This window comes from Geobacillus sp. E263 (assembly GCF_007197795.1).
GTDB lineage: Bacteria > Bacillota > Bacilli > Bacillales > Anoxybacillaceae > Parageobacillus_B > Parageobacillus_B toebii.
Genome location: NZ_CP041632.1, coordinates 3,141,547 through 3,161,981, shown reverse-complemented (window position 1 = coordinate 3,161,981; position 20,435 = coordinate 3,141,547). Strand labels below are relative to the sequence as shown.

Below are 20,435 nucleotides of genomic sequence, written 5' to 3'. Positions count from 1 at the left end.
GAAACGATGAAGATGGAATGGAAGAGATTTCCGAATCATCTTTTTCTGTGCCGTCTTGAAAAGAAGCGGTATGGATATCAATAGAAGGACACGCAAAACAAAGCGATTTTTTCGGCCGCTTAGCTGGTGTGCATTATCAGATGCAGATGCTTTCTGAAAACGTGAAGACAAGCGGACGAATTGCAGCGGCTGTAGAACTGCTGATGCTGGCTGGAGATATATACTCGATGACCTCATGGATCAAGACAGCTTGGAAACCTCGTGGAGCAAAGCACCTCTTACAACCTCACTTCATATGGCCACCGGATTATTGTTAGCAGGACAAAAAGCAATTGCGGATTTGCCTATCGATGATGATAAAAAAGTAAGGGCACAGTCATATATTTTATCTCGATTGCTTCAAAGTTTAAATGGGCAGCATATGGATGTCACAAATGACATACAGACGGAAACGGATTATTTACAGATGCTGAAGAAAAAATCAGGTTCTCTAGTAGCCATGGCGTGTTTCGTCGGAACTGCATTGGCAGGCGCTGAAAAAAACACTGTCATCATTGAAAAGTATGCCAATGATATAGGAATCGCTGCGCAAATCGACAATGATATCGATGCGTTGTATCGTTGGGATGAGAAGAACGACATCAAAGCAAAGAAGAAGTCGCTTCCGGTATTGTACATGCTGGCAAGTAAACGGGATAACTTATTGAAACAGTATTTTAGCAATCATATTGATTACAATGAGCTTTATGCCCAAAAAGAAAAAGTGATTCAGCAAATGGAACAGGAAGGAGCGTTTTATTATGCTAAAGTGATGAGCCAGATTTACAAGGAAAAGGCTTTGCAAGAAATCGAGAAACTGGATGTAGACGATAGGTACAAATCCGCACTGAAAACAATTATTTTGTAATGTTGGAGGGGGATCTGCGATGCAAGAAATCATTCGCTTTTTAGTAGAACATCCAGAAGTCATCGAAAAATTACAAAATGGTACGGTGAGCTTGATAGGTTTAAGTGAGTTAGAGGTAAAAGCGGTTGTAAAGGTATTTAGTGAATCGACGGAGCCGCTTGGATATTGGAAGTAGATAACGATGAATCGAACAGTCATTGCGATGATTGTTGCTTTGATTGTAGCGCTATATTTAACCATTTTAAATGTTAGGCATCCATTGATCGGTATGGATGTAGTAGAAAACAAGAATGGTGATATTATTGTTAACGATATTTACGAGTTTGGTTGGGCAAAAAAACATGGTATTCATATTAATGATCAAGTGCTGAAAGTGGATGGAAAGCCTCCGCTCTCCCATTTTACTGTCCGGAAATACAAAACAATTGAACAAGCGAAAACAATAACGATTCAGAGAGAAAATCAAATCCAAACATTGACGGTTGACTATAAATCGCATGGAACGGAACAATGGCTGTATTATATTGCCTTGCCGGCGGGTTTTTTTCTATTCGCTGTTAGTTTAAGCATTTTTTTGCTTCGTCTGCGGCCGGATGACAAATCGGCAACCGTGCTTATTTGCTTTTTATTATTGATAGGGATTTGTTATATAAGTGCCAGCTTATCAGCGAAATATGCACCGTTTGGGCGGCAAATGTTTAACGGTATATTTTTAATATTGCCTGCCGTCTTTTTGCATTTCGTTTATCATTATTTTGAAAAAGAAAAGAAAGTATGGTTTGCGAAAAAAATCGTCTTTTCTCTTTATGGTTTTAACTTTGTGATGTTCGTTGCCTCACTCATATCTTTATCGTTTCGTTCGATAAGTGAAGTGGAAGTGCTATTGACTACATTTTTTATCAATATAGTTATCATTCTTGCTTTGTTAGGAAAAGGATTCGTTTATCTTAAAAAAGATGAACAGCAAAATACGGTCAAAGGTTTGCTTTTAGCCATTGGGTTATCTGCCGCACCATTTGTTTTATTTTATAGTCTCCCGGTTCTAATCATTGGAAAATGGGTACTACCAGCTGAATTAACCGTTACTTCGCTTTTTGTGTTGCCATCCGTCTTTCTTTATTTGATTTGTACGGATCGGCTATTTCGATTGCAGTTTTCCATCAATCACTTTGTATACTATGCTCTTTTATCATTACTTCCGGCTTTTCTTGTTACATTGCTTTATGCCAAATTTGTTAATGAAGCAAGGAGATTTGCTGAACTCGCTTTGTTGTTTTTACTGATTTATGTAATAAATATCCTTGCTCTCTATTCAAAAGGATATTTTGATGGAACATTAAGAGCGAAGTTATATGTACAAAAAAACTTTTATCAAGAAAGTATATATCGGATCGGTGAAACGTTAAAAAAACAGAAAAACATGCAAGAAGTGATACAATGTCTGGAAAAAGAAGTGAGGGAAGTATTAGATATAGAGAATCTGGTTCTTGTACAATTAGCGGTTAAAAATATGCAAGCACCTTTTCATTGCGATGAAAAAGAGTGGATGAAATTAACCAAAAAGATGGATGGTCAACCACTTTCGATTGGAAAAATCATTGAAAATAAGCGTTTGTTTGCGGTTTTTGTAGGCTCGTTCCGACAAAGTCCTTTACTATTAATAGGAAAAAAGAAACATCCTATTCCATTTACGGCAGAACAAACAGATTGGTTATCGACTATTGTCTATTATACCAGCATCACGATTGGAAATATGGCCAAAGTAGAGGATTTAATAAAAGAGTTAGACAATCTAAAGGAAAGCAGAAATTCTATTTGGCTCACTCGTTTGATCTTTCAATGGTCGGAAAAGGAAAGAAGAAAGTTATCGATTGATTTGCACGATACGATTCTTCAAGATTTAATTGTTTTAAAACGGAAAGTAGAGAGTTTGCGCGTTCAAAATATGCGTATGGATGAAATGAAAAAGCAGCTAAGCGACATCGAAGAAGAAATCGTAGATATGATTGATTTAACAAGAGAGATATGCCATGAATTAAGACCGCCATTTTTGAGTCAAATCGGATTAAAGGAAGCGATCGTACAGTTAATCCAACGGTTCCAATTACGTGCGAATATAAAGGTAGAATGGAATGTTCATTTATTAGCCAAATTAGAAGAAGAACAGGAGCTTGCTATTTATCGGATTATCCAAGAATTATTAAACAATGCGCTGAAACATTCGCAGGCATCGTATATTCAACTAACATTGGAGGCTCAAAATGAGGAGGTTCAACTTCATTACGTTGACAATGGTATAGGTATAGACATGGAAAAATTAAATCATTATGATGGAAAGCTTGGTTTGTTTGGCATAAAAGAGCGCGTGCAAGGCTTAGGTGGAACATGCGAGATGACATCGCAACTTGGCGAGGGGCTAGATATACGGATCACCATTCCATTATAAGCATAGGAAGGAGAGAAATGACTAGATGATTCACATTTTGGTTGTCGATGATCATCGCCTTGTTGGTGAAGGGACAAAGAATATGCTCGAGAGCGAACAAGATTTTCAAGTAGAACTTGTTACATCTGGCACAGAAGCGGAACAGATGATGGAACAACGTACATATGATGTGTTTTTGCTTGATTGGCGTATGCCGGATATGAGCGGTATCGAATTAAGCAGGCGGATTCTCCAAAAACAGCCAAATGCGAAAATTGTCATATATACCGGGTATGATGTCGCTCCTTTTTTTAATTATTTAATTGAATCAGGCATTACAGGCTTTGTCAGCAAAACGGCAACAAGCGAACAATTGATTACGGCGATTCGCTGTGCATTAAGAGATGAAGCGGTCATTCCTGTGCATTTACTGCGTCAACTGCATCTTTGCGAAGTAAGGGCAAGTATGGAGGAAAATGAAAAACAGGTTGCGCTGAGCCAGCTTGAGCAAGAAATATTATTCGAGGTCGCCAACGGTTTAAGCAATAAAGATATTGCTAAAAAACACTATATAAGCCAACGAAGTGTAGAACGGCATCTATCGCGCATTTTCACAAAGCTGCATGTATCTTCGAGGGTAGAAGCCGTGGAAAAAGCAAAACAATTAGGGCTCATTCCAGAGTTTCATATGTTGTTAACGCCTTCATCGGATCGGTGAGGGCGTTTTCTTTTTTGGGAGTCCTCCATCTCGTGTCGGTATTCCGCCAAAAAATGGCGGGGTTCCGACACGATGTTGGTGGTAAAAAGAAGAGAAAGTAGATTATATAATTTTGGATAAGAGATGAAGGTGTGACCACTAAATAAAAATGAACAAACATTGATCAATAATATTTAAAACTTATTTCCATCTTTAATTGACTAGGGGGGATTACTATTTTCAAGAAGTACAGATTAGTTATGGTGTTTTTTGGGGTTTGTATTTCTTATTTTCTTTTATTAGGTAGTTCCATAGTTTCCGCTTTACCAACCAACCCACTCTCATTTACTAAAGATCATCAAAGATTTATTCATAAAATTCTTCCACAAGGATGGGGGTTTTTCAGTAAGGACCCTAGAGATCCTATGTTAAATGCTTATCCACTAGAATCTGATGGTGAAAATCTTGTTTGGCCAAACATGCACCAGAAAAATTGGTTTGGCCTCCGTAGAACTGGAAGGGCACAAGGAATTGAGTTAGGTACGTTAATTGCCAAAATTCCTGAGTCAGAATATTCACAATGTAATAAAGATGTTAAATCATGTTTAGATGAAATACCGGTAAAATTCACAATTAAGAACCCAACTCCCAACCCGACTATTTGCGGGGATTGGGGGATAACAAGCGAACAGCCCATTCCTTGGGCATGGGCAAAAGCCGAAACTAAAATTAATATGCCGTCTAAAGTGATAAGGGTGTCTGTTATATGTCAAAAATAGAGAAATTGAATAAGTATTTAATAAATTGGACAAGTTTAAGTATGCCTTGGACTAATGTATATGGGTTAGCTAGAAGTATCTTAGCTTTATCAACAGCTATGACTCTAGCCTTTAATGATGCCAGGATATTTTTTAGACCTACATCTGACTCTCTAGATTATCCTAAATGCGAGAATGGGATCAGCATATTTTGTTTTGTACCTAATGATTATATATACTTAAATGCCACTCGATTACTATGCGTTGTTCTACTGTTGGTAGTTGCTTCTGGCTGGCGTCCTCGATTCACTGGAATTCTTCATTGGTGGATAACTTTTAGCTTCATGCATTCCGCCACTACGATAGATGGGGGAGAATATGTTGCAGCTGTAATCACCTTTTTACTAATACCCATTACGCTAACCGATCCTAGAAAGTGGCACTGGAGTCAATTAACTTTCAATGAAGGTATTACAGAAAACAAAATATTGTACATGAAACTAATCGCACTCGTTTCTCTAGTAGCTATACGTTTTCAGGTGGCGATTTTATATTTACATTCCACAGTAGCAAAAATAGCTCAGGAAGAATGGGTAGATGGTACAGCTGTTTGGTATTACGTTCAATCCCCAATGTTAGGTCTCCATCCAGTAATGTTCGATTTCTTCAAGATGTTTTTGGCTTCTCCTTGGATAGTTGTACCGACCTGGGGAACTATTATACTCCAATTCTTCCTTTTCGCAGCTTTGATCGCGCCAAAAAAGTATTGGCGGTATTTCCTAATATTGGCTATATTAATGCATGAAATATTTGCTATTTTCTTAGGTTTAATCTCATTTTCGATGATCATGTTTGCTGCTCTTATCTTGTATCTTAGACCGGTTGAGGAAATATTTAACTTTAAGGGAATAAAAAGGATCTTTAAGGGGAAAATGAAGGGTTTGTTTGATAAAGAAGTTGCATAATTACTTCCCTCCAAATTTTAAAATAAAGGAGGTGATTTTCGAAAAATAGGAAATCGATTTTTGACAAATTATTGAATATCTCTGTTGTTGTTAAATAAGCGAAAGGGGGAAATGATTTTGAAAAAGAAGAACATTTTATCGATTTTATTAGCATTTACTTTACTTATAGGAAGCTTTCCTTTTAACACTAATGCAGCTTTAAATAAAAAAATGGATAAAACTTATAGTGGAGAAGAAATATTTCGGGGAGTTTTATTGGGACAAGGGCCAGTTGCTGAGATGTTTAAAGAAATGTGGCCTGACGAAATTCGTAAGCAGGCAAACAATGAAGCGAATATTAAATTCACAAATGATATCATAAAACAAATGAAGAAGGAAGATCCTACTTACTTTAATTCGCTAAAAAAGGCTATCTATAGTAAAGACTACTTAAAAACTCAAAATCTCTTCCACCAAGGTGCCAAGAAATTTATTCAGATAGCCGAGGAGAAGAATAAAGTTGAAATTGCAAGAAATGGAGACCTCGGTGATGCACATGCTCAGGGACTGACAGCTGTTCTTGTTGCTGGTATCACCATGGTGGCAATATATAGCCACGCTGCATTATTGACTTTCTATCTTTGGGCTGCGGCAGCAGGACCTGGGTTATCCTCTGCAACAAATAAATTAGAAAATGAAAAAATGGTTCATGATGTTATAACTACATTAGCTCATTAATTGAAATATTAAATATCGAAAAAAGCCCAAACCTAATTATTTTTAGGTTTGAGCTTTTTTGCGTTTTTTCTATGAGAAATTCTGTATCCAATATATGTAATAAACTAATAATCATCCCAAAAATTTAAAAGGCAAAATTGTATACAAACATATCATGGAGGAGATTGAATGAAAAATGAATGGAAATTGGTTTTTTTATTAACCCTTTTAGGAGTGATAGGGGTAATATCTATTATTCCTTATCAACTTGCCAAGCTTAGAGAAAACATTAAATTAGATGATTCACAGTTAATGATGCTTACCATATTAGGAGTGCTTCAGAACACATTCATTGTTTTTGTCTGCACCTTTTTGGGAATCAGGCTACAAAAAAGCACTAAATTAGATATTCCTCATTTACGTGCATGGGTGAGCAAAACGGAACAGCCTCCATTTTCATGGAGATGGCTGGGGATAGGGATTTTTGTAACGCTTTTTAGTAGCCTTCTTATTATACTTCTTGATATGTATGTATTTATGCCGAATATCGATACAAAGGAACTTGATAAACAACCTCCTAATTGGTGGCAGGGTCTGCTAGCCGTGTTTTATGGCGGTATTACAGAAGAGATTATGATGCGCTTGTTTGGTATGACTCTTATTATATGGATTTTAGCTCGAGTAACTCGACAAAAAGAGACAAATATCCATTCTGTCTGTTATTGGATTGGAATTATAGGGATAGCGATATTTTTTGGAATATCACACTTACCGTCTGTTATAGGTATATTTGGCGAACTGAGTCTAATGCTTGTTCTTAGAACGGTTGTTCTTAATGGAATATTAGGAATATGGTTTGGATATCTTTATTGGAAAAAAGGATTAGAGTATGCAATTCTGTCCCATATGGCAGCTGATTTGTTTTTGCATGTACTCTTTCCAATTATACTAAAAGTGACCTTTTAAACTACAGTTAGTCTTTTCAAACAAAGGAGAATAAACAATGAGCAAGAAATCGTATCAAATCGTTTTTTTTGATGGAGATTGTGCATTTTGCAATAAGTTTATCATTTATTTAATCAAAAAGGATAAACATGACCGTTTACGATTTGCCCACTTAGATAGTTCCTTTGCAAAAGTAACCCTAAATAATCAACCTCGAATTCCTGATTCAATTATTCTTTATGCTAACGAAAAATTCTATTTTAAATCAGATGCCATATTAATGATTCTGAAAGAATTGAACGCACTAGGAATATTACCGGGTATTTTTGGTCTAATACCTAGAAAGTTTAGGGACTGGATGTACGATTTGTTTGCTAGATACAGATATATAATTTTTGGAAAACAGAATAATTGTATAATCCCCTCAAGAAAATTAAGAGAAAAGATCCTAGAATAGGAATATTTAAGCTTCTCTTTTTTTATAGGATAGTTCAATTAAAAAGTGTATTTTAGGTTAAGAATTTCCTGACTGATGATTTTTACTAATGAAATACAATTACATATCTGGATAATTATCAAGAACTTCTGTTATTTAGAACGATTTTAAATCCAACGAGAAGAGTCATCTTGGAATTGTTAAGGAAAAAACTAATTGTAAGCAATCTCTCCAATCATTTTGAGATATCTAAACACAGTATCTCTCATTATTGAATTCAAAGTAATGATGATTATTCCCGTGGCGCTGTATTAATTTTACAAAAAATGTATAATGACGCATAAAGTTAACCTAGGGCGTGAGGATCATAAAAAGAAAGGAGAAAGAAAATGTTTTTTCCTTCAAAAAAGGATTTATGGATGACTATAATCATTTGGTCAGTCATATTAGCGTGTATCATACCTCCTATCTTATCTATCGAACCTATAGGAGTCATCATGCTACCATCAATTTTGGATACTAAACCGGTTACAACAGTCATAATGGTTGTTCCTGCTATATTATTAGCATGGATATGGTTTGGAACTGGTTATAAAATTGAAAACTCAAAACTAGAGATTCAAAGCGGTCCCTATAAAAAAACTATTAATATAGATGAAATCAATAAAGTACGTAACACCAAAAATCCCTTTACAGCACCTGCTTTATCTATGGACAGGATTGAGATTAGTTACGGAAAATATGAATTTATCACCATATCTCCGAAAAACAAAGAAGAATTTATTCGTCAGCTTCTAAAGGTAAACCCTCGAATACAATTGGATAATCAAGATGGTGTTGCAAAACTAGAGTAAAAACTCAAAATTATGTATAAGAATGTATACTTGGACATACGGTACATTAGCCATGGTGCTAGGCACCTATCGACCAACAACAAAATTATGGAATATATCGAAATCGGCAAGAAAGAAGGCAGACTCATGACAGGCGGCGAAGGAGACGATTCCAAAGGCTTCTTCATTCAACCAAACGTATTGCCGATAATGTAATTTTACGAAATTGAGGGATCTCTACTGCAGGTAATGGCTCATAGAAAACATTTAATTAAAAATCTACTAGTAACATCTAACAATTACAAGGAATCAGAACTTATTGAAGGAGATGAAAAGATGCTAGTGAACAGAAAAAATAAGTGGAAATCAAAATTGGTCTCTTTATCACTTGTAACGGCATTGATGGCAACTGCTGGTGCAGTGGGTGCAGCATCAAAATCGGCATCCTTAGACGGTTCAAGCAGGTACTATTACTGCAACTAATGGTTCTTCAGGAAATATTTATGCTACAAATACTGGTGCAAACACGCAAACCAGGGGTTATGGTTATAGGTCTATTGATTTCTGGCCAGATAGTACTGTTGCATCTACCAACTGGTTAAATCCGGGACAAGCTGAAAGAAGCTATTTTACTCAAACAAAAGGAGATAAGTATTACGGTCAAATCGTTGGTCAAACAGTTGGATCTAGAGGAAGTGTGACAATAACAGTCCAATAATAACACACATGATCATTAATATAGCTAAATCAGGGATGTGCGTATTAACTTACGGCACTTCCCTGATTTAACCAATATGGAATACAAAAAGCATCACTTAGAGAAGACACATATTTGAGGAAAGTAGAACGTTTGATAATAGGAACATACAGACATACCTCTCCTTATTTTTTTGAGGAGATTTCTTATCTTTTTGAGGCACCTTTTAGGGAAACGGGTGAAATGAAGTGCGATGGAAGCGTCTATTTATTTTTTATATCAAACAAATATTTAAAAGTAAGCTATACATTGGGGCAAGTGTATTGTTTTTCATTTTGCTAATCAGCAGGCTCATTTTGTTCTTTTCAGATCCATATGATATGGAAGATTACGGACAACTGCCGCATGAAATAGCCATGCTTGTACAAATGGTATCGATTTTTTACATTGTTTTTTTCTATCTTCTTCATTCAAAGGAACTTCTTTATGGCGTCCAGTCGTTTTTTGTGGACGGTTACCGAATTATGATGGAGAAAATGAGCGCGATGTTTGCCGTCCATTTTTTGTGTCAAGGGGTCATGGCAGTTGTTGCATATAGCATTTTTTCGGTTATTTATTTCGTTGTTGGGATAGAGCCTTCGGGCTTTTATTTGTCTTTGTTTCGATTTTTAATGGTATATATGTTCGCCCCGTTATTGCTCAGTATGATGTATGGCTTAATTGTGGCGATGCTTCTTGGGACAAAAAAGAGCAGCTTTTTTGTTATTTTGGTCGTATGGATTGCCACTGGAAGTATGAATACGGAATTATTTATTGATTTCTTTAAAATGGTTCATGCGAATGAATGGAAATCTTTGCTTTTCATCGGAATGAATACTGTGCAGCATGTTTATAACTCCTATATTGGATTCGATGTGCATTGGGGAAATGAGCTGAAACTCATCACATGGTTTCTAGTCCTTTCCGGAATCATTTTAATCTTGTCGCTTCGTTTGACACTTACAACTAGGGAGCGAAATCTTGTCATCAAAGTGTTGCTGGTGCTGCCATTTCTCACTGTCGCTACAGCTTATGGCGCTGTTGAGTTAAGTACAAAGGCCTTTAGCAGAGCGGACAATACGACGGAGATAAATTACTATCGGAAGATGAAAATGAATGAAATGGAAACTGACTTGCGTTATGACATTGAATCATATTCGATTTCATTGAAAGAAAAACAAGCAACCGTGCAGGTGAAGTTTTCCCGCATGGACACAGTGGAGCCGACCTTTCAACTGTATCATGCCTATCCGGTGAAATGGATTAAAGCAGATCATAAACGAGTCAAGTTTGAAAGACAAGGAGATATCCTTAGAGTTCACTTGCCAGCAAGCACGACTTCCCTCACCTTTCATTACGAAATCGTTGATACAAACTTTGTGCCGTATACCAATGGCAGAACTGCCCTTCTGGCAGATAAAGCATGGTATCCGAAAAAGAGAGCATCGCAAATGTATGAAATATATGAATTTAAAATTTATGGAACAAATGAACGCATATCGCCGATGGAATTAACTGAGAGGTTCTTGCCTGAAGAAAGCTATTTCTTTACATTGGAAGTGGATGACGAGGTGCTATTCTGCAATTTACCGAGGCGCGGAACGGTTTACAGCGGCAAAGCACAAGCTGTTACTCTTATCAAGGGGCAAGGCAATCAGTTGGTATATGAGGATTACCATATTACGTATCCGGCGGACTGGCCCAAAATGGAAGAGAGGATTTCAACGGTGGTACCGCAATTAGAGAAGGCATTGCATGAAGTGCAGCAGCTTGCGCCGACAACAGTCCAATCGTTGCCTAAAGCCATTGTGTTTTCTAGCTTCGGTCTGTCTTCTTTAATGGCGAACGATCACCTCGTATACAACACACAAAATTCATATGCAATAGATAAATACCACATGGGACAAGATTTTTACGAACAAATGCTTCGGCTTTCGTTGCAAAGAAAAGGTTCGTACATTATGTATAGTGAATGGATCCATATGGCAACTCAATTTCTGATGCAAAAAAGAGGCTTGCCGTTTATCCCTACTGGAAGAAGTTTCCAATCGGATGTTTTACCGAAAGCCCAACAGGAGCTTATCGAATCCGTTTATCATTACTTTCACCAATTAAGCCTAGAGCAACAGCAGCAATTTCTACGACAGTGGTATCAAGAAATGGACGAAACGTGGACATGGAATCAAGTACTGGAATTAGTAAAGGGGTCGGGGTCAATTGGATATTTACATTGAGGGATTGACGAAGGTCATCAAAAAGAAACAAATATTATCCAATGTTACGCTTTCTATTTCAGGGATTTACGGGTTGCTAGGGCCGAACGGTGCTGGCAAAACGACCTTAATGAAGATATTAGCCGGTTTGACGGATTTTAATGCAGGGCGTGTGTTTCTCGGGGAGGAGTTGATCAGCACAAACACCTACGTGAGGCGAACAGACCATATTGGTTATCTACCCCAGGACTTTATGATTTACCCGGAACTCACCGTGTATGAGGTGCTCGAGCATATCGCCATTCTTCAAGGAAGCAAGCCCTCCACTTCGTATCACCACCAAATCAAGGAAGTGGTCGAACAAGTCAATTTATCTGACCATGTGAATAAAAAAATGCGGGAATTATCCGGCGGAATGCGTCGGCGGGTCGGCATCGCCCAGCTTTTATTGCGCAAGCCGTCTGTTCTCATTTTTGACGAGCCGACGGCGGGGCTCGATATTCGGGAGCGCGTGCGTTTTCGCAATCTGTTGAAGCAGCTCGGAAAGCGCCATACGGTCATTATTTCTTCCCATATTGTCGAAGATATCGAGTTTCTTTGCACGAAAATCGGCATTATCGAAAATGGGAGAGTTCTATTTGAAGGGGGACCGGAGGAATTAAAGAAAAAAGCGACCCATTGCACATATGAAATCAATGTTCCATTTGAAGAGCTCGACGAAATCATGGCGACGAAAGAGGTTGTACAGATGAGCGAGGAACCTTCTCACGTTGTGGTGCGTGTATTATCGGATGAGCCTGTTGGTCAGCGCGTCAGCCCACGGTTAATGGATGGATATTTAGCCCTTTTAAAAGAGGCGGCCCCCTATGAATAAGCTCGTTCATTTATTCAAATTTGATATAAAATTGCTAGGCTATTTATATAGCTTTCCTTTCGTGGCTTACGCGCTGTGTGTTTTGCTCATGCTAAGTTTCGGATCGCGATCCGATGCTTCATTTATGCCGTATATCGTCGTGCAAGGCATCGCTGTGCCGATAGCTGGCTGGCATTTGGTCTTTCTGTATAACAGCCTTTATGAAGAAGGAGCAAGGGAGACGTTAATCGTTTATTATCGCAAGGTTCTCGTCATCGACATTATACGTTACGCCCTCTTACACGCGATTTTTATTTCACTGCTAGTTGGTTTGACCGTATGGATAAATGGGCCGGATTTCTTCACCAGTACTTTAATTGTGCACCTCATCATGCTGTTTATCTTTTACCAAATTATAGGGATTGCGGTTTTAAGTGCCGTCCAAAGTTTAGATATTGCGCTAGCGATTGTAGCGACCTATACCTTTATGGAAGTAGCGACGCAAGGTACTTTTATGCCATGGCCACATCTATTTATTTTTCGGGAACCCATCGGTGACATCTCGATTCTGCTTACCTTCTTATCACTAGGGGTAGGCATTTTATTATCAGCAATACAATTATGGCGGAAGTTTAAATAAGTCTAGTGACTGTTCTGTTACATCGTTTCCGCTTAAAGTTTAATCAGTATCAATTTAGTATCCAAAAAAACAATTAGTTTAAAAAGTTTTTAGTTCTTTTGCTAATTGACTTCTTGAACGTGTTGCAAAACCACATAACGGCGTTTTCTTTATCAAAAATGTTTCACCGCCTCGTTATCGTTAGAAGACCATTTAGAGTTCACATTCTAAGTTTATCGATAGGTGGAATCGTTGAAGGGCATTGAGAAAATGAATATTCTCCGATAATTGAGTTTGGTTGATGATCAGTAACAGGAATCTAATTCAACAAATGGAGAGGAGATGGGTGGTGAGATAACCATTGTCGGCTTTGTATTCCTCTCCGTCGTAGATTGGGGCCAACATTACGCAAGTTTTTAATCATAAATTAAATGAACAAAAAATAGAAACTGAGGTGTTGTCCATGTATTTTGTATTTTTTCATTTGGGGCTTTCTTGTTTGGCTAGGAGCCACGCTTATTTTCCGATTGTTTGGACATTTTTTCTTCAACCCAGAAAATGCTTTGCTTCTTTTGCTATCCTATCTGCTTGTTGTTCCACTCATTTTTTTATTAACGTATCCTCTATACAAACTTAAAGGTTTAACAAAAGATGAGCGTTTAAAAGCTGCTATATTTATCGTACTTCCTGGCATGTTCATTGATACGATTGTATTAGTTGTCTTTACAGATGTGTTTACTAATTTACCAGTAGAATCTGATCGATATTTTGGTTCATGGCTATTATGGGCATACGGTTTGATTTTGATAACGGGTCTTCCATTAAAAAAGCGAGAGAGGAACGATAACAAATGAAAACTTTTAAGATGTTTGTCTGACCGTTTTACAGGCTTTGGGGTAGAACCTTTTCACATAATTATATATGACTTATTAAAAAGGAGATAAACACATGTTTTACCGTAAAAATAATATTTCTTCTGAAATCGATTGGCTAAAAGATCATACATACAGTATACAATTGCATGAATTAGATGGTCATTCCGATTTGTATTTTTTAAAACCTTTACTGCAAAATAAACGGATCGTTTTTTTGGGAGAGAATGGCCACGGTGTGGCGGAACATAGCCTGATTAAAACAAAGATGATTAAGTACTTACATAAAGAATTGGGGTTTCGAGTTTTAGCATTCGAAAGCAGTTTTAGTGACTGCAGCATATGCTTTTATCAACAAGATCAACTGGATATAAGGCAATGGATGAAACATTCTTTGTTTAAAGTCTGGCATACGGAGGAAGTCGAGACTCTCTTTCATTATGTGAAGGAAACACAATTATCCAATCAGCCTCTCATCTTAACAGGATTGGATATTCAGCCTGCCTCAAACGATCATATTACTGGCAAATTTCTCTCAAAAATGTTTTCAAATATGGATAAGGCCTATGGTGAGAAAATAGTAGAGTTGGAACAAGAAATGCTTTACCAATATGTCAATTCCCGTAGTCCGTCAATTTCCAAAAAGGAACGTAAGCGAAAATGCAAAGAATTGATGGCTCTTTATCAAGAATTCCTCTTTTTATTAGATAAAAACAGTCTTGAATTACAAAATAAGTTTGGAAAAGACGCTTTTTTGCTTGTGAACCGAATTTTGCAAAACCGAATTTCCCTTATACAGATGATCTCTTCTCATTTCATGAAAGCGATAAAAATCCGAAATAAGGCAATGGCTGACAATATTTCGTGGCTGGCACAAGAGATGTTTCCGAATGAGAAGATAATAATATGGGCGCACAATGGGCATATAATGAAGCAATCTAGGAGATTACTAGGGTTTCTATCGACATTTTCTTATTTACCTCCCAAAATCAAGGAATTCTCCTATACCATTGGGTTTTTTATGTATAGTGGACAAGCAGCGGTAAATAATCGCAGTGTATATGAAGTACAGCAGCCTGATCAAGACAGCATCGAGTTTCGAATCAAGCAAGTAGGACATGAAATTGGCTTTTTAGATATCTCGCGGCAAAGAAAAGTGCCTCAAAATCGTTGGCTTTTCAAGCATACTTACACGATGCATGAAGGGAAGCAATTAAATCTTATCAAGCCTATTGCTTGTTACGATGGACTTGTCGTTTGTGCGAAAACATCTCCTCCAAAATACATCAATCTAAATTAAAGCAGGAAGATTTTTCGCATTACATGTTATTCATTTCTTTTGTCATTTTGTCAGCAAGTTAGGTTTGGATTAAAATTCCGACATGAGCAAGCTTTTTTGCCATTTCCTTGAATGAAAACGCCATCGGACAATAAATTTGTTCGCCATGCGTTTCACGGTTCAGGATCGACATGTCCAGGTCCTCAAGAAAAATATTGCTGCCTATGACAGAAAAGAGGTCTTTACTATGATCACCGATGTCGGCGTTAACTTAGTGATGTTTTCTTTTCCATCATGTTAATTCCCAGCCTCGCCAATACAATACAAATTTCTTCCCTTTTAGTTTGTTAATTCATTACTTTGCTAACTTGTTAAAATATGGTAAAAAATAATTGACAATAAAAAAACAAAGCCGTTACAATAATAGTAAGTTATTAGTTTGTTTAGAAAATTTTAAAAATAGGTGCTGATTTGCGTGTTGAAGCAGGCAAAAGGAAGAATTGGCCGCAATGCGGTGCTCTTAGCGCTTTTTGAAGAGGAAGAAGAAGGAAAAATCACCGCTCATTTAGACAACTTGCAATGGCGTTATTGCAAAGGTAAAGTCGGTTCAATGGAACTGCAAAAAATTGTTGCTTCCGTTGAAACGGCAGCGAAGCGAAACAATGTTGTAAACGGCGAGCTATATCGAGAAATGCACGCGCTGTATCATGCGGTAGTTGAGGCGGTGCAAGGCGTAACGAGAGGACAGGTCGAGCTAGGAGATTTAATGAGAACCGTCGGTCTTCGTTTCGCTGTTGTCCGAGGAAACCCGTATGAAAACAGCAAAGAAGGAGAATGGATCGCCGTTGCCTTATATGGTACAATTGGCGCCCCGATTCGCGGGCTCGAACATGAAACGATTGGATTAGGAATCAACCATATTTAAAATAGGAAGCCTATAGTTTTTTAGTTATGAGGAGGCTGCATTCGCAATGTGTGTATTGCGGATATAGCCTCCTTCTTTATTTCGCTAAAGCGCGATGGAGAGGGTGGGAAAACATGGTCGTTTTAACCGGTCATACGTTAACGCTAGAAGAAGTAAAACGGGTATTGTATCGTGATGAATTGGTCATTGCTTCCAAAGAGAGTATGGAGGCGGTGGAGCGAAGCAGAAAAGCGGTGGAAGAGATTGTGGCGAATAAAAATGTGGTGTATGGCATTAATACAGGATTCGGAAAGTTCAGCGACGTCTTGATTGCCGCTGGCGACGTCGAAGAGCTGCAATGGAATTTAATTCATTCGCACGCATGCGGCGTGGGGGAGCCGTTTCCGGAAGAGGTGTCTCGCGCCATGCTCCTTCTTCGTGCTAATGCCCTTTTAAAAGGGTATTCCGGTGTGCGTCCAATCGTTATTGAACGGCTGTTGGATTTATTGAACGCCAAAATCCATCCGGTCATTCCACAACAAGGCTCGCTTGGGGCAAGCGGCGATCTCGCTCCGCTTTCCCATCTGGCGCTTGCCCTTTTAGGAGAAGGAGAAGTGTTTTATCGAGGCAAGCGAGTTCCCGCTATAAAAGCATTATCAGCAGAAGGCATTGCGCCGATTACGTTAAAGGCGAAAGAAGGATTGGCGCTTATTAACGGCACTCAGGCGATGACGGCGATGGGAGTGGTGGTTTATTTAGAAGCGGAACAGCTGGCGTATGAAAGCGAAGCGATTGCCGCTATGACGATCGAAGGCTTGCGCGGCATTATTGATGCATTTGATGAACATGTGCACCTCGTCCGCGGTTACAGGCAGCAGGTGGAAGTAGCAGCAAGAATTCGCGATTATTTAGCGGGCAGCAAATTGACGACAAGACAAGGCGAGTTGCGTGTGCAAGACGCTTACTCGCTTCGCTGTATCCCGCAAGTGCATGGAGCTTCTTGGCAAGTGCTTGATTATGTAAAAGAAAAGCTGGAAATTGAAATCAACGCAGCAACGGACAATCCGCTCATTTTTGAAGGAGGAGCGAAGGTGATTTCCGGCGGGAATTTTCATGGTCAGCCGATTGCGTTTGCGATGGACTTTATGAAAATTGCTATTGCTGAGCTTGCGAACATTTCAGAGCGTCGAATAGAACGGCTGGTAAATCCGCAATTAAATGATTTGCCGCCGTTTTTAAGCCCGGCTCCAGGTTTGCAGTCAGGAGCGATGATTATGCAATATACTGCAGCGTCGCTCGTATCTGAAAATAAAACGTTCGCTCATCCGGCAAGCGTCGATTCGATTCCATCGTCTGCGAATCAAGAAGATCATGTAAGCATGGGTACGATCGCTTCCCGCCATGCGTATGCCATTTTACAAAACACAAGGCGGGTGCTTGCGATTGAACTGATTTGTGCCATGCAAGCTGTTGAGTATCGCGGTGTGGAAAACATGGCACCGAAGACGAGAAAGCTTTATGAAGCAGTACGAAATATCGTTCCATCCATTACAAAAGATCGCATCTTTTCCAAAGATATTGAAGCAACAGCGCAATGGTTGAAAGGTGTTGACTGGCCCTTTTTTCTTCAAACCATCACACCAACCAATCAATATTCATAGGGGAAACGATGATGCGCAACATTAAAGCAAAAAAAGTCTTGAGCTAGAGTGCAAAGGATGGGAACAAGAAGCTGTTCTTCGTATGCTCTATAACAATCTAGATCCGGAAGTTGCTGAGAAACCAGAGGAGCTTATTGTATACGGAGGCATTGGGAAAGCGGCACGAAACTGGGAAGCGTTTGACGCGATTGTAAAAACGTTAAGAGAGCTTGAAAAAGATGAGACGCTCCTCATTCAATCAGGAAAGCCGGTTGGTGTCTTTAAAACGCATGAACGCGCGCCGAGAGTCCTTATTTCCAACTCGGTCCTTGTTCCAAAATGGGCAAACTGGGATCATTTCCGTGAGTTGGATAAAAAAGGATTAATCATGTACGGACAAATGACAGCGGGCAGTTGGATTTACATCGGCACGCAAGGAATTTTGCAAGGAACATACGAGACGTTTGCTGCAGTGGCAAAAAAGCATTTCGGCGGAACGTTAAAAGGGACGTTAACGCTCACAGCTGGTTTAGGCGGAATGGGAGGTGCGCAGCCTCTTGCAGTAACCATGAATGAAGGGGTTGTCATTGCGGTTGAAGTCGACCCAAGCCGCATTCAAAAACGGCTGGATACAAAATACTGCGATCGCATGACCTATTCATTGGATGAAGCGCTTCTTTGGGCATATGAGGCGAAAGAAAAAGGCGAACCGCTATCGATCGGACTTGTCGGCAATGCTGTAGAAGTGCATCATGAGCTGTTAAAACGCGGTGTTGTTCATAGTGCCCGGCACCTAAGAAGTCGCCGCATCATTCGGAATCAAAACAAAAAGGCTTCCCTCTTGTTGAGTGGAAGCAACTTAAACGGTAAACTGATATACCCCGTTTTTTATATGGACGGTTTTGTTTTCCGGCATCCCCGTGATTCCGCATAAAAACGGACGGTTGATAAGAGCATAGTCGATTGGAGCGGTGAGGCTTTTTGCTTCATATAAGCGGATCGCTATGTTTCCGATAGCGAGTTCGAAATAGGCGCCAAATTCATCCTTGCTTGGCGTTACAGACTGGCGGGGTACATCGAATAAATGGCAATATTTTTGCAACGACTCGTCAAGGCGGCTTACATTTATTCCAATATACGAAAGAGACGGGGTTCCGATGCTGTGCTGCATAAGCGGTGCCATTTCCGTCGCGCGGGCTTCTTCCGGTTCGCCCCACTGAATAAAAAACGGGTAGCGGCATGTGTCATCTTGTTTGTCCTCGATAAACAGCATCGACCAGCTTAATACTTTACCATCTTCACGTTTTCGGCTCCCGGAAAACGGACCAATCGGCTTTAGCCCTTTTGCCTGAATGTGGGCAATGACAGAATAGATATCGTCTGTGCGGAATGCCAATTGCGAAAAGCCTTCTCCTTTATAGGAATCCGCGACGATTTGCTGGATCAATACATTGTCGGAAGTTTTTGCTTTATCAAAGTCCATAAAGCCGATCCATTCAATGTAGCGCAGTTCGGTAAAGTAGTTCAGGCAGTTATACGTTCCCCAAGAAGGATGCTTTCCACCGTTTATAGCGTGAAATCCGATAAGCTGAAATGCGGTTTTTGCTTCTTCCGGATTTTCTGTATAGTGAACGATATGATCAAATGTGACATTCATGTTTTCTTCTCCTTTTTAGCAAAAATTTTAAAATAGCCTGCTTTTTATTTTTATATATCTCTCGCTCATTCTCCGTCGTTTTATGAACGGCAAAATCGATATCAAGCTGAATATTGTCTAGCTGTTCATTCAGTTTTTGATAGTGGGAATCTACTTTTTCCTCAAGTTTGTGAAGGCCTTGTTTGAGAGAAGTGATTTCACCGTGGATGTTGTGTACGTCTGTTGCGAGGGCTTCGAGTTTGGAATCTGTTTCATCTTGACGGTGAAGAAGCGCTGTCATTAGTTCGTTCAGTTCCTTTAGTCCGGATTGCAAATAAGCTTGTTCTTCTTCTAATCGTTTTTGCCCTTGGAGCAGTATTTGTTGTTCCCGGCGGATCGTTTGTTGTTCTTTTCGGATAGTCAGCTGTTCTCCCTCTAACCGTTTTTGCCCTTCGACAAGATTATGCAATGTACCTTCGATATTGCCAAGCCTGTCAAGCACTTGCTGGAGAACTGTTTCGTCCATAAAAATCCCCCATTCACACATGCTTTGGTTATTTAAAAATATTAAAGCACATATGTTCGTTTCTATCAAGAATATGGTGGAAAGCCGTTTTTGTATTCTTGCACAGAACGCGCGGCAAATGTTGCTTCATTCAATGAAAGTTTGGTATCATCATAGTATTGTGGTAGGTCGAACTCATTGGAGGTGAAAAAGATGTCAAGAATTTCCATCGAACAAGTAAAACATGTGGCGCATTTGGCGCGTTTGGCGATTACGGATGAAGAAGCAGAAATGTTTACAAAGCAGTTGGACGCGATTATTACATTCGCTGAGCAATTAAACGAGCTCGATACAGAAAACGTACCGCCAACATCTCATGTACTTGATATGAAGAATGTCATGCGCGAAGATGTGCCAACACCAGGGCTCCCGCTTGAAGAAGTGTTGAAAAACGCGCCGGACCACCAAGACGGGCAATTCCGCGTACCAGCCATTTTAGAGTAAGGAGGGGGAAGC

General features: G+C 39.2%; 21 protein-coding genes and 1 pseudogene. 20 read left to right on the top strand and 2 right to left on the bottom strand.

Annotated features, from left to right (window positions below):
• Positions 1–235 precede the first annotated feature (235 nt).
• The 19 genes and pseudogenes from FNL97_RS16130 (at position 236) to hutU (ending at position 18,712) form a co-directional block, all read left to right on the top strand.
• A complete protein-coding gene (locus tag FNL97_RS16130; RefSeq protein ID WP_286173408.1) occupies positions 236–907 on the top strand; it encodes a polyprenyl synthetase family protein in 672 nt (223 codons plus the stop codon).
• A gap of 19 nt (positions 908–926) precedes the next feature.
• Positions 927–1,082: a competence pheromone ComX gene (gene comX, locus FNL97_RS16125; protein ID WP_013144165.1), complete on the top strand. Its 156-nt coding sequence runs from the start codon at positions 927–929 to the stop codon at positions 1,080–1,082.
• A gap of 6 nt (positions 1,083–1,088) precedes the next feature.
• Positions 1,089–3,353, top strand: a complete 2,265-nt coding sequence (locus FNL97_RS16120) for an ATP-binding protein (RefSeq protein ID WP_143416176.1) — start codon at positions 1,089–1,091, stop codon at positions 3,351–3,353.
• A gap of 25 nt (positions 3,354–3,378) precedes the next feature.
• Complete coding sequence (locus FNL97_RS16115; protein WP_143416175.1) at positions 3,379–4,050, top strand: response regulator transcription factor; 672 nt, start codon at positions 3,379–3,381, stop codon at positions 4,048–4,050.
• Between the two features lie 239 nt (positions 4,051–4,289).
• A complete protein-coding gene (locus FNL97_RS16110) occupies positions 4,290–4,808 on the top strand; it encodes an SdpA family antimicrobial peptide system protein (RefSeq protein WP_044895062.1) in 519 nt (172 codons plus the stop codon).
• Entirely contained in the window at positions 4,796–5,752 is a 957-nt protein-coding gene (locus FNL97_RS16105) for a sporulation-delaying protein SdpB family protein (protein ID WP_044895063.1), read from the top strand. Before FNL97_RS16110 ends, FNL97_RS16105 begins: the two co-directional genes overlap by 13 nt.
• Before the next feature lie 117 nt (positions 5,753–5,869).
• Entirely contained in the window at positions 5,870–6,469 is a 600-nt protein-coding gene (locus FNL97_RS16100) for a sporulation delaying protein family toxin (protein WP_052659530.1), read from the top strand.
• Positions 6,470–6,637: 168 nt separating this feature from the next.
• Complete coding sequence (locus FNL97_RS16095) at positions 6,638–7,414, top strand: CPBP family glutamic-type intramembrane protease (RefSeq protein ID WP_143416174.1); 777 nt, start codon at positions 6,638–6,640, stop codon at positions 7,412–7,414.
• 37 nt (positions 7,415–7,451) lie between these two features.
• Entirely contained in the window at positions 7,452–7,850 is a 399-nt protein-coding gene (locus tag FNL97_RS16090) for a thiol-disulfide oxidoreductase DCC family protein (RefSeq protein WP_044895065.1), read from the top strand.
• Positions 7,851–8,218: 368 nt separating this feature from the next.
• A complete protein-coding gene (locus tag FNL97_RS16085; RefSeq protein ID WP_044895066.1) occupies positions 8,219–8,683 on the top strand; it encodes a PH domain-containing protein in 465 nt (154 codons plus the stop codon).
• A gap of 78 nt (positions 8,684–8,761) precedes the next feature.
• A pseudogene (locus FNL97_RS18590) lies at positions 8,762–8,863 on the top strand (hypothetical protein); the annotation flags it as partial.
• Between the two features lie 744 nt (positions 8,864–9,607).
• Complete coding sequence (locus FNL97_RS16075) at positions 9,608–11,632, top strand: ABC transporter permease (protein WP_143416173.1); 2,025 nt, start codon at positions 9,608–9,610, stop codon at positions 11,630–11,632.
• Positions 11,616–12,485 (top strand): ABC transporter ATP-binding protein, encoded by an 870-nt coding sequence (locus FNL97_RS16070; RefSeq protein WP_143416172.1) that lies wholly within the window; start codon positions 11,616–11,618, stop codon positions 12,483–12,485. The genes FNL97_RS16075 and FNL97_RS16070 overlap by 17 nt, the downstream gene beginning before the upstream one ends.
• On the top strand, positions 12,478–13,104 hold the full coding sequence (locus tag FNL97_RS16065) for a hypothetical protein (protein WP_143416171.1): 627 nt from the start codon (positions 12,478–12,480) through the stop codon (positions 13,102–13,104). Before FNL97_RS16070 ends, FNL97_RS16065 begins: the two co-directional genes overlap by 8 nt.
• A 449-nt stretch (positions 13,105–13,553) precedes the next feature.
• A complete protein-coding gene (locus FNL97_RS16060; RefSeq protein WP_143416170.1) occupies positions 13,554–13,937 on the top strand; it encodes a DUF5367 family protein in 384 nt (127 codons plus the stop codon).
• A 94-nt stretch (positions 13,938–14,031) separates the two neighbouring features.
• On the top strand, positions 14,032–15,255 hold the full coding sequence (locus tag FNL97_RS16055; RefSeq protein WP_143416169.1) for an erythromycin esterase family protein: 1,224 nt from the start codon (positions 14,032–14,034) through the stop codon (positions 15,253–15,255).
• A 454-nt stretch (positions 15,256–15,709) separates the two neighbouring features.
• Positions 15,710–16,159, top strand: a complete 450-nt coding sequence (gene hutP, locus FNL97_RS16050) for a histidine utilization transcription antiterminator HutP (protein WP_012749025.1) — start codon at positions 15,710–15,712, stop codon at positions 16,157–16,159.
• A gap of 113 nt (positions 16,160–16,272) precedes the next feature.
• Positions 16,273–17,799 carry a histidine ammonia-lyase gene (gene hutH, locus FNL97_RS16045; protein ID WP_143416168.1) on the top strand — a complete coding sequence of 509 codons (1,527 nt, stop codon included), beginning with the start codon at positions 16,273–16,275 and terminating at the stop codon, positions 17,797–17,799.
• Positions 17,800–17,881: 82 nt separating this feature from the next.
• The gene (hutU, locus tag FNL97_RS16040; protein WP_502707771.1) at positions 17,882–18,712 is read left to right on the top strand and encodes a urocanate hydratase; all 831 of its coding nucleotides are present in this window, start codon (positions 17,882–17,884) and stop codon (positions 18,710–18,712) included.
• Here hutU and FNL97_RS16035 read toward each other — a convergent pair.
• Positions 18,638–19,435, bottom strand: a complete 798-nt coding sequence (locus tag FNL97_RS16035; protein ID WP_143416167.1) for a VOC family protein — start codon at positions 19,433–19,435, stop codon at positions 18,638–18,640. The genes hutU and FNL97_RS16035 overlap by 75 nt on opposite strands.
• The gene (locus tag FNL97_RS16030) at positions 19,419–19,940 is read right to left on the bottom strand and encodes a coiled-coil domain-containing protein (protein WP_143416166.1); all 522 of its coding nucleotides are present in this window, start codon (positions 19,938–19,940) and stop codon (positions 19,419–19,421) included. The genes FNL97_RS16035 and FNL97_RS16030 overlap by 17 nt, the downstream gene beginning before the upstream one ends.
• 192 nt (positions 19,941–20,132) lie before the next feature.
• Here FNL97_RS16030 and gatC point away from each other — a divergent pair, with 192 nt between their 5' ends.
• The gene (gene gatC, locus FNL97_RS16025; protein ID WP_012749030.1) at positions 20,133–20,423 is read left to right on the top strand and encodes an Asp-tRNA(Asn)/Glu-tRNA(Gln) amidotransferase subunit GatC; all 291 of its coding nucleotides are present in this window, start codon (positions 20,133–20,135) and stop codon (positions 20,421–20,423) included.
• Positions 20,424–20,435: the final 12 nt, after the last annotated feature.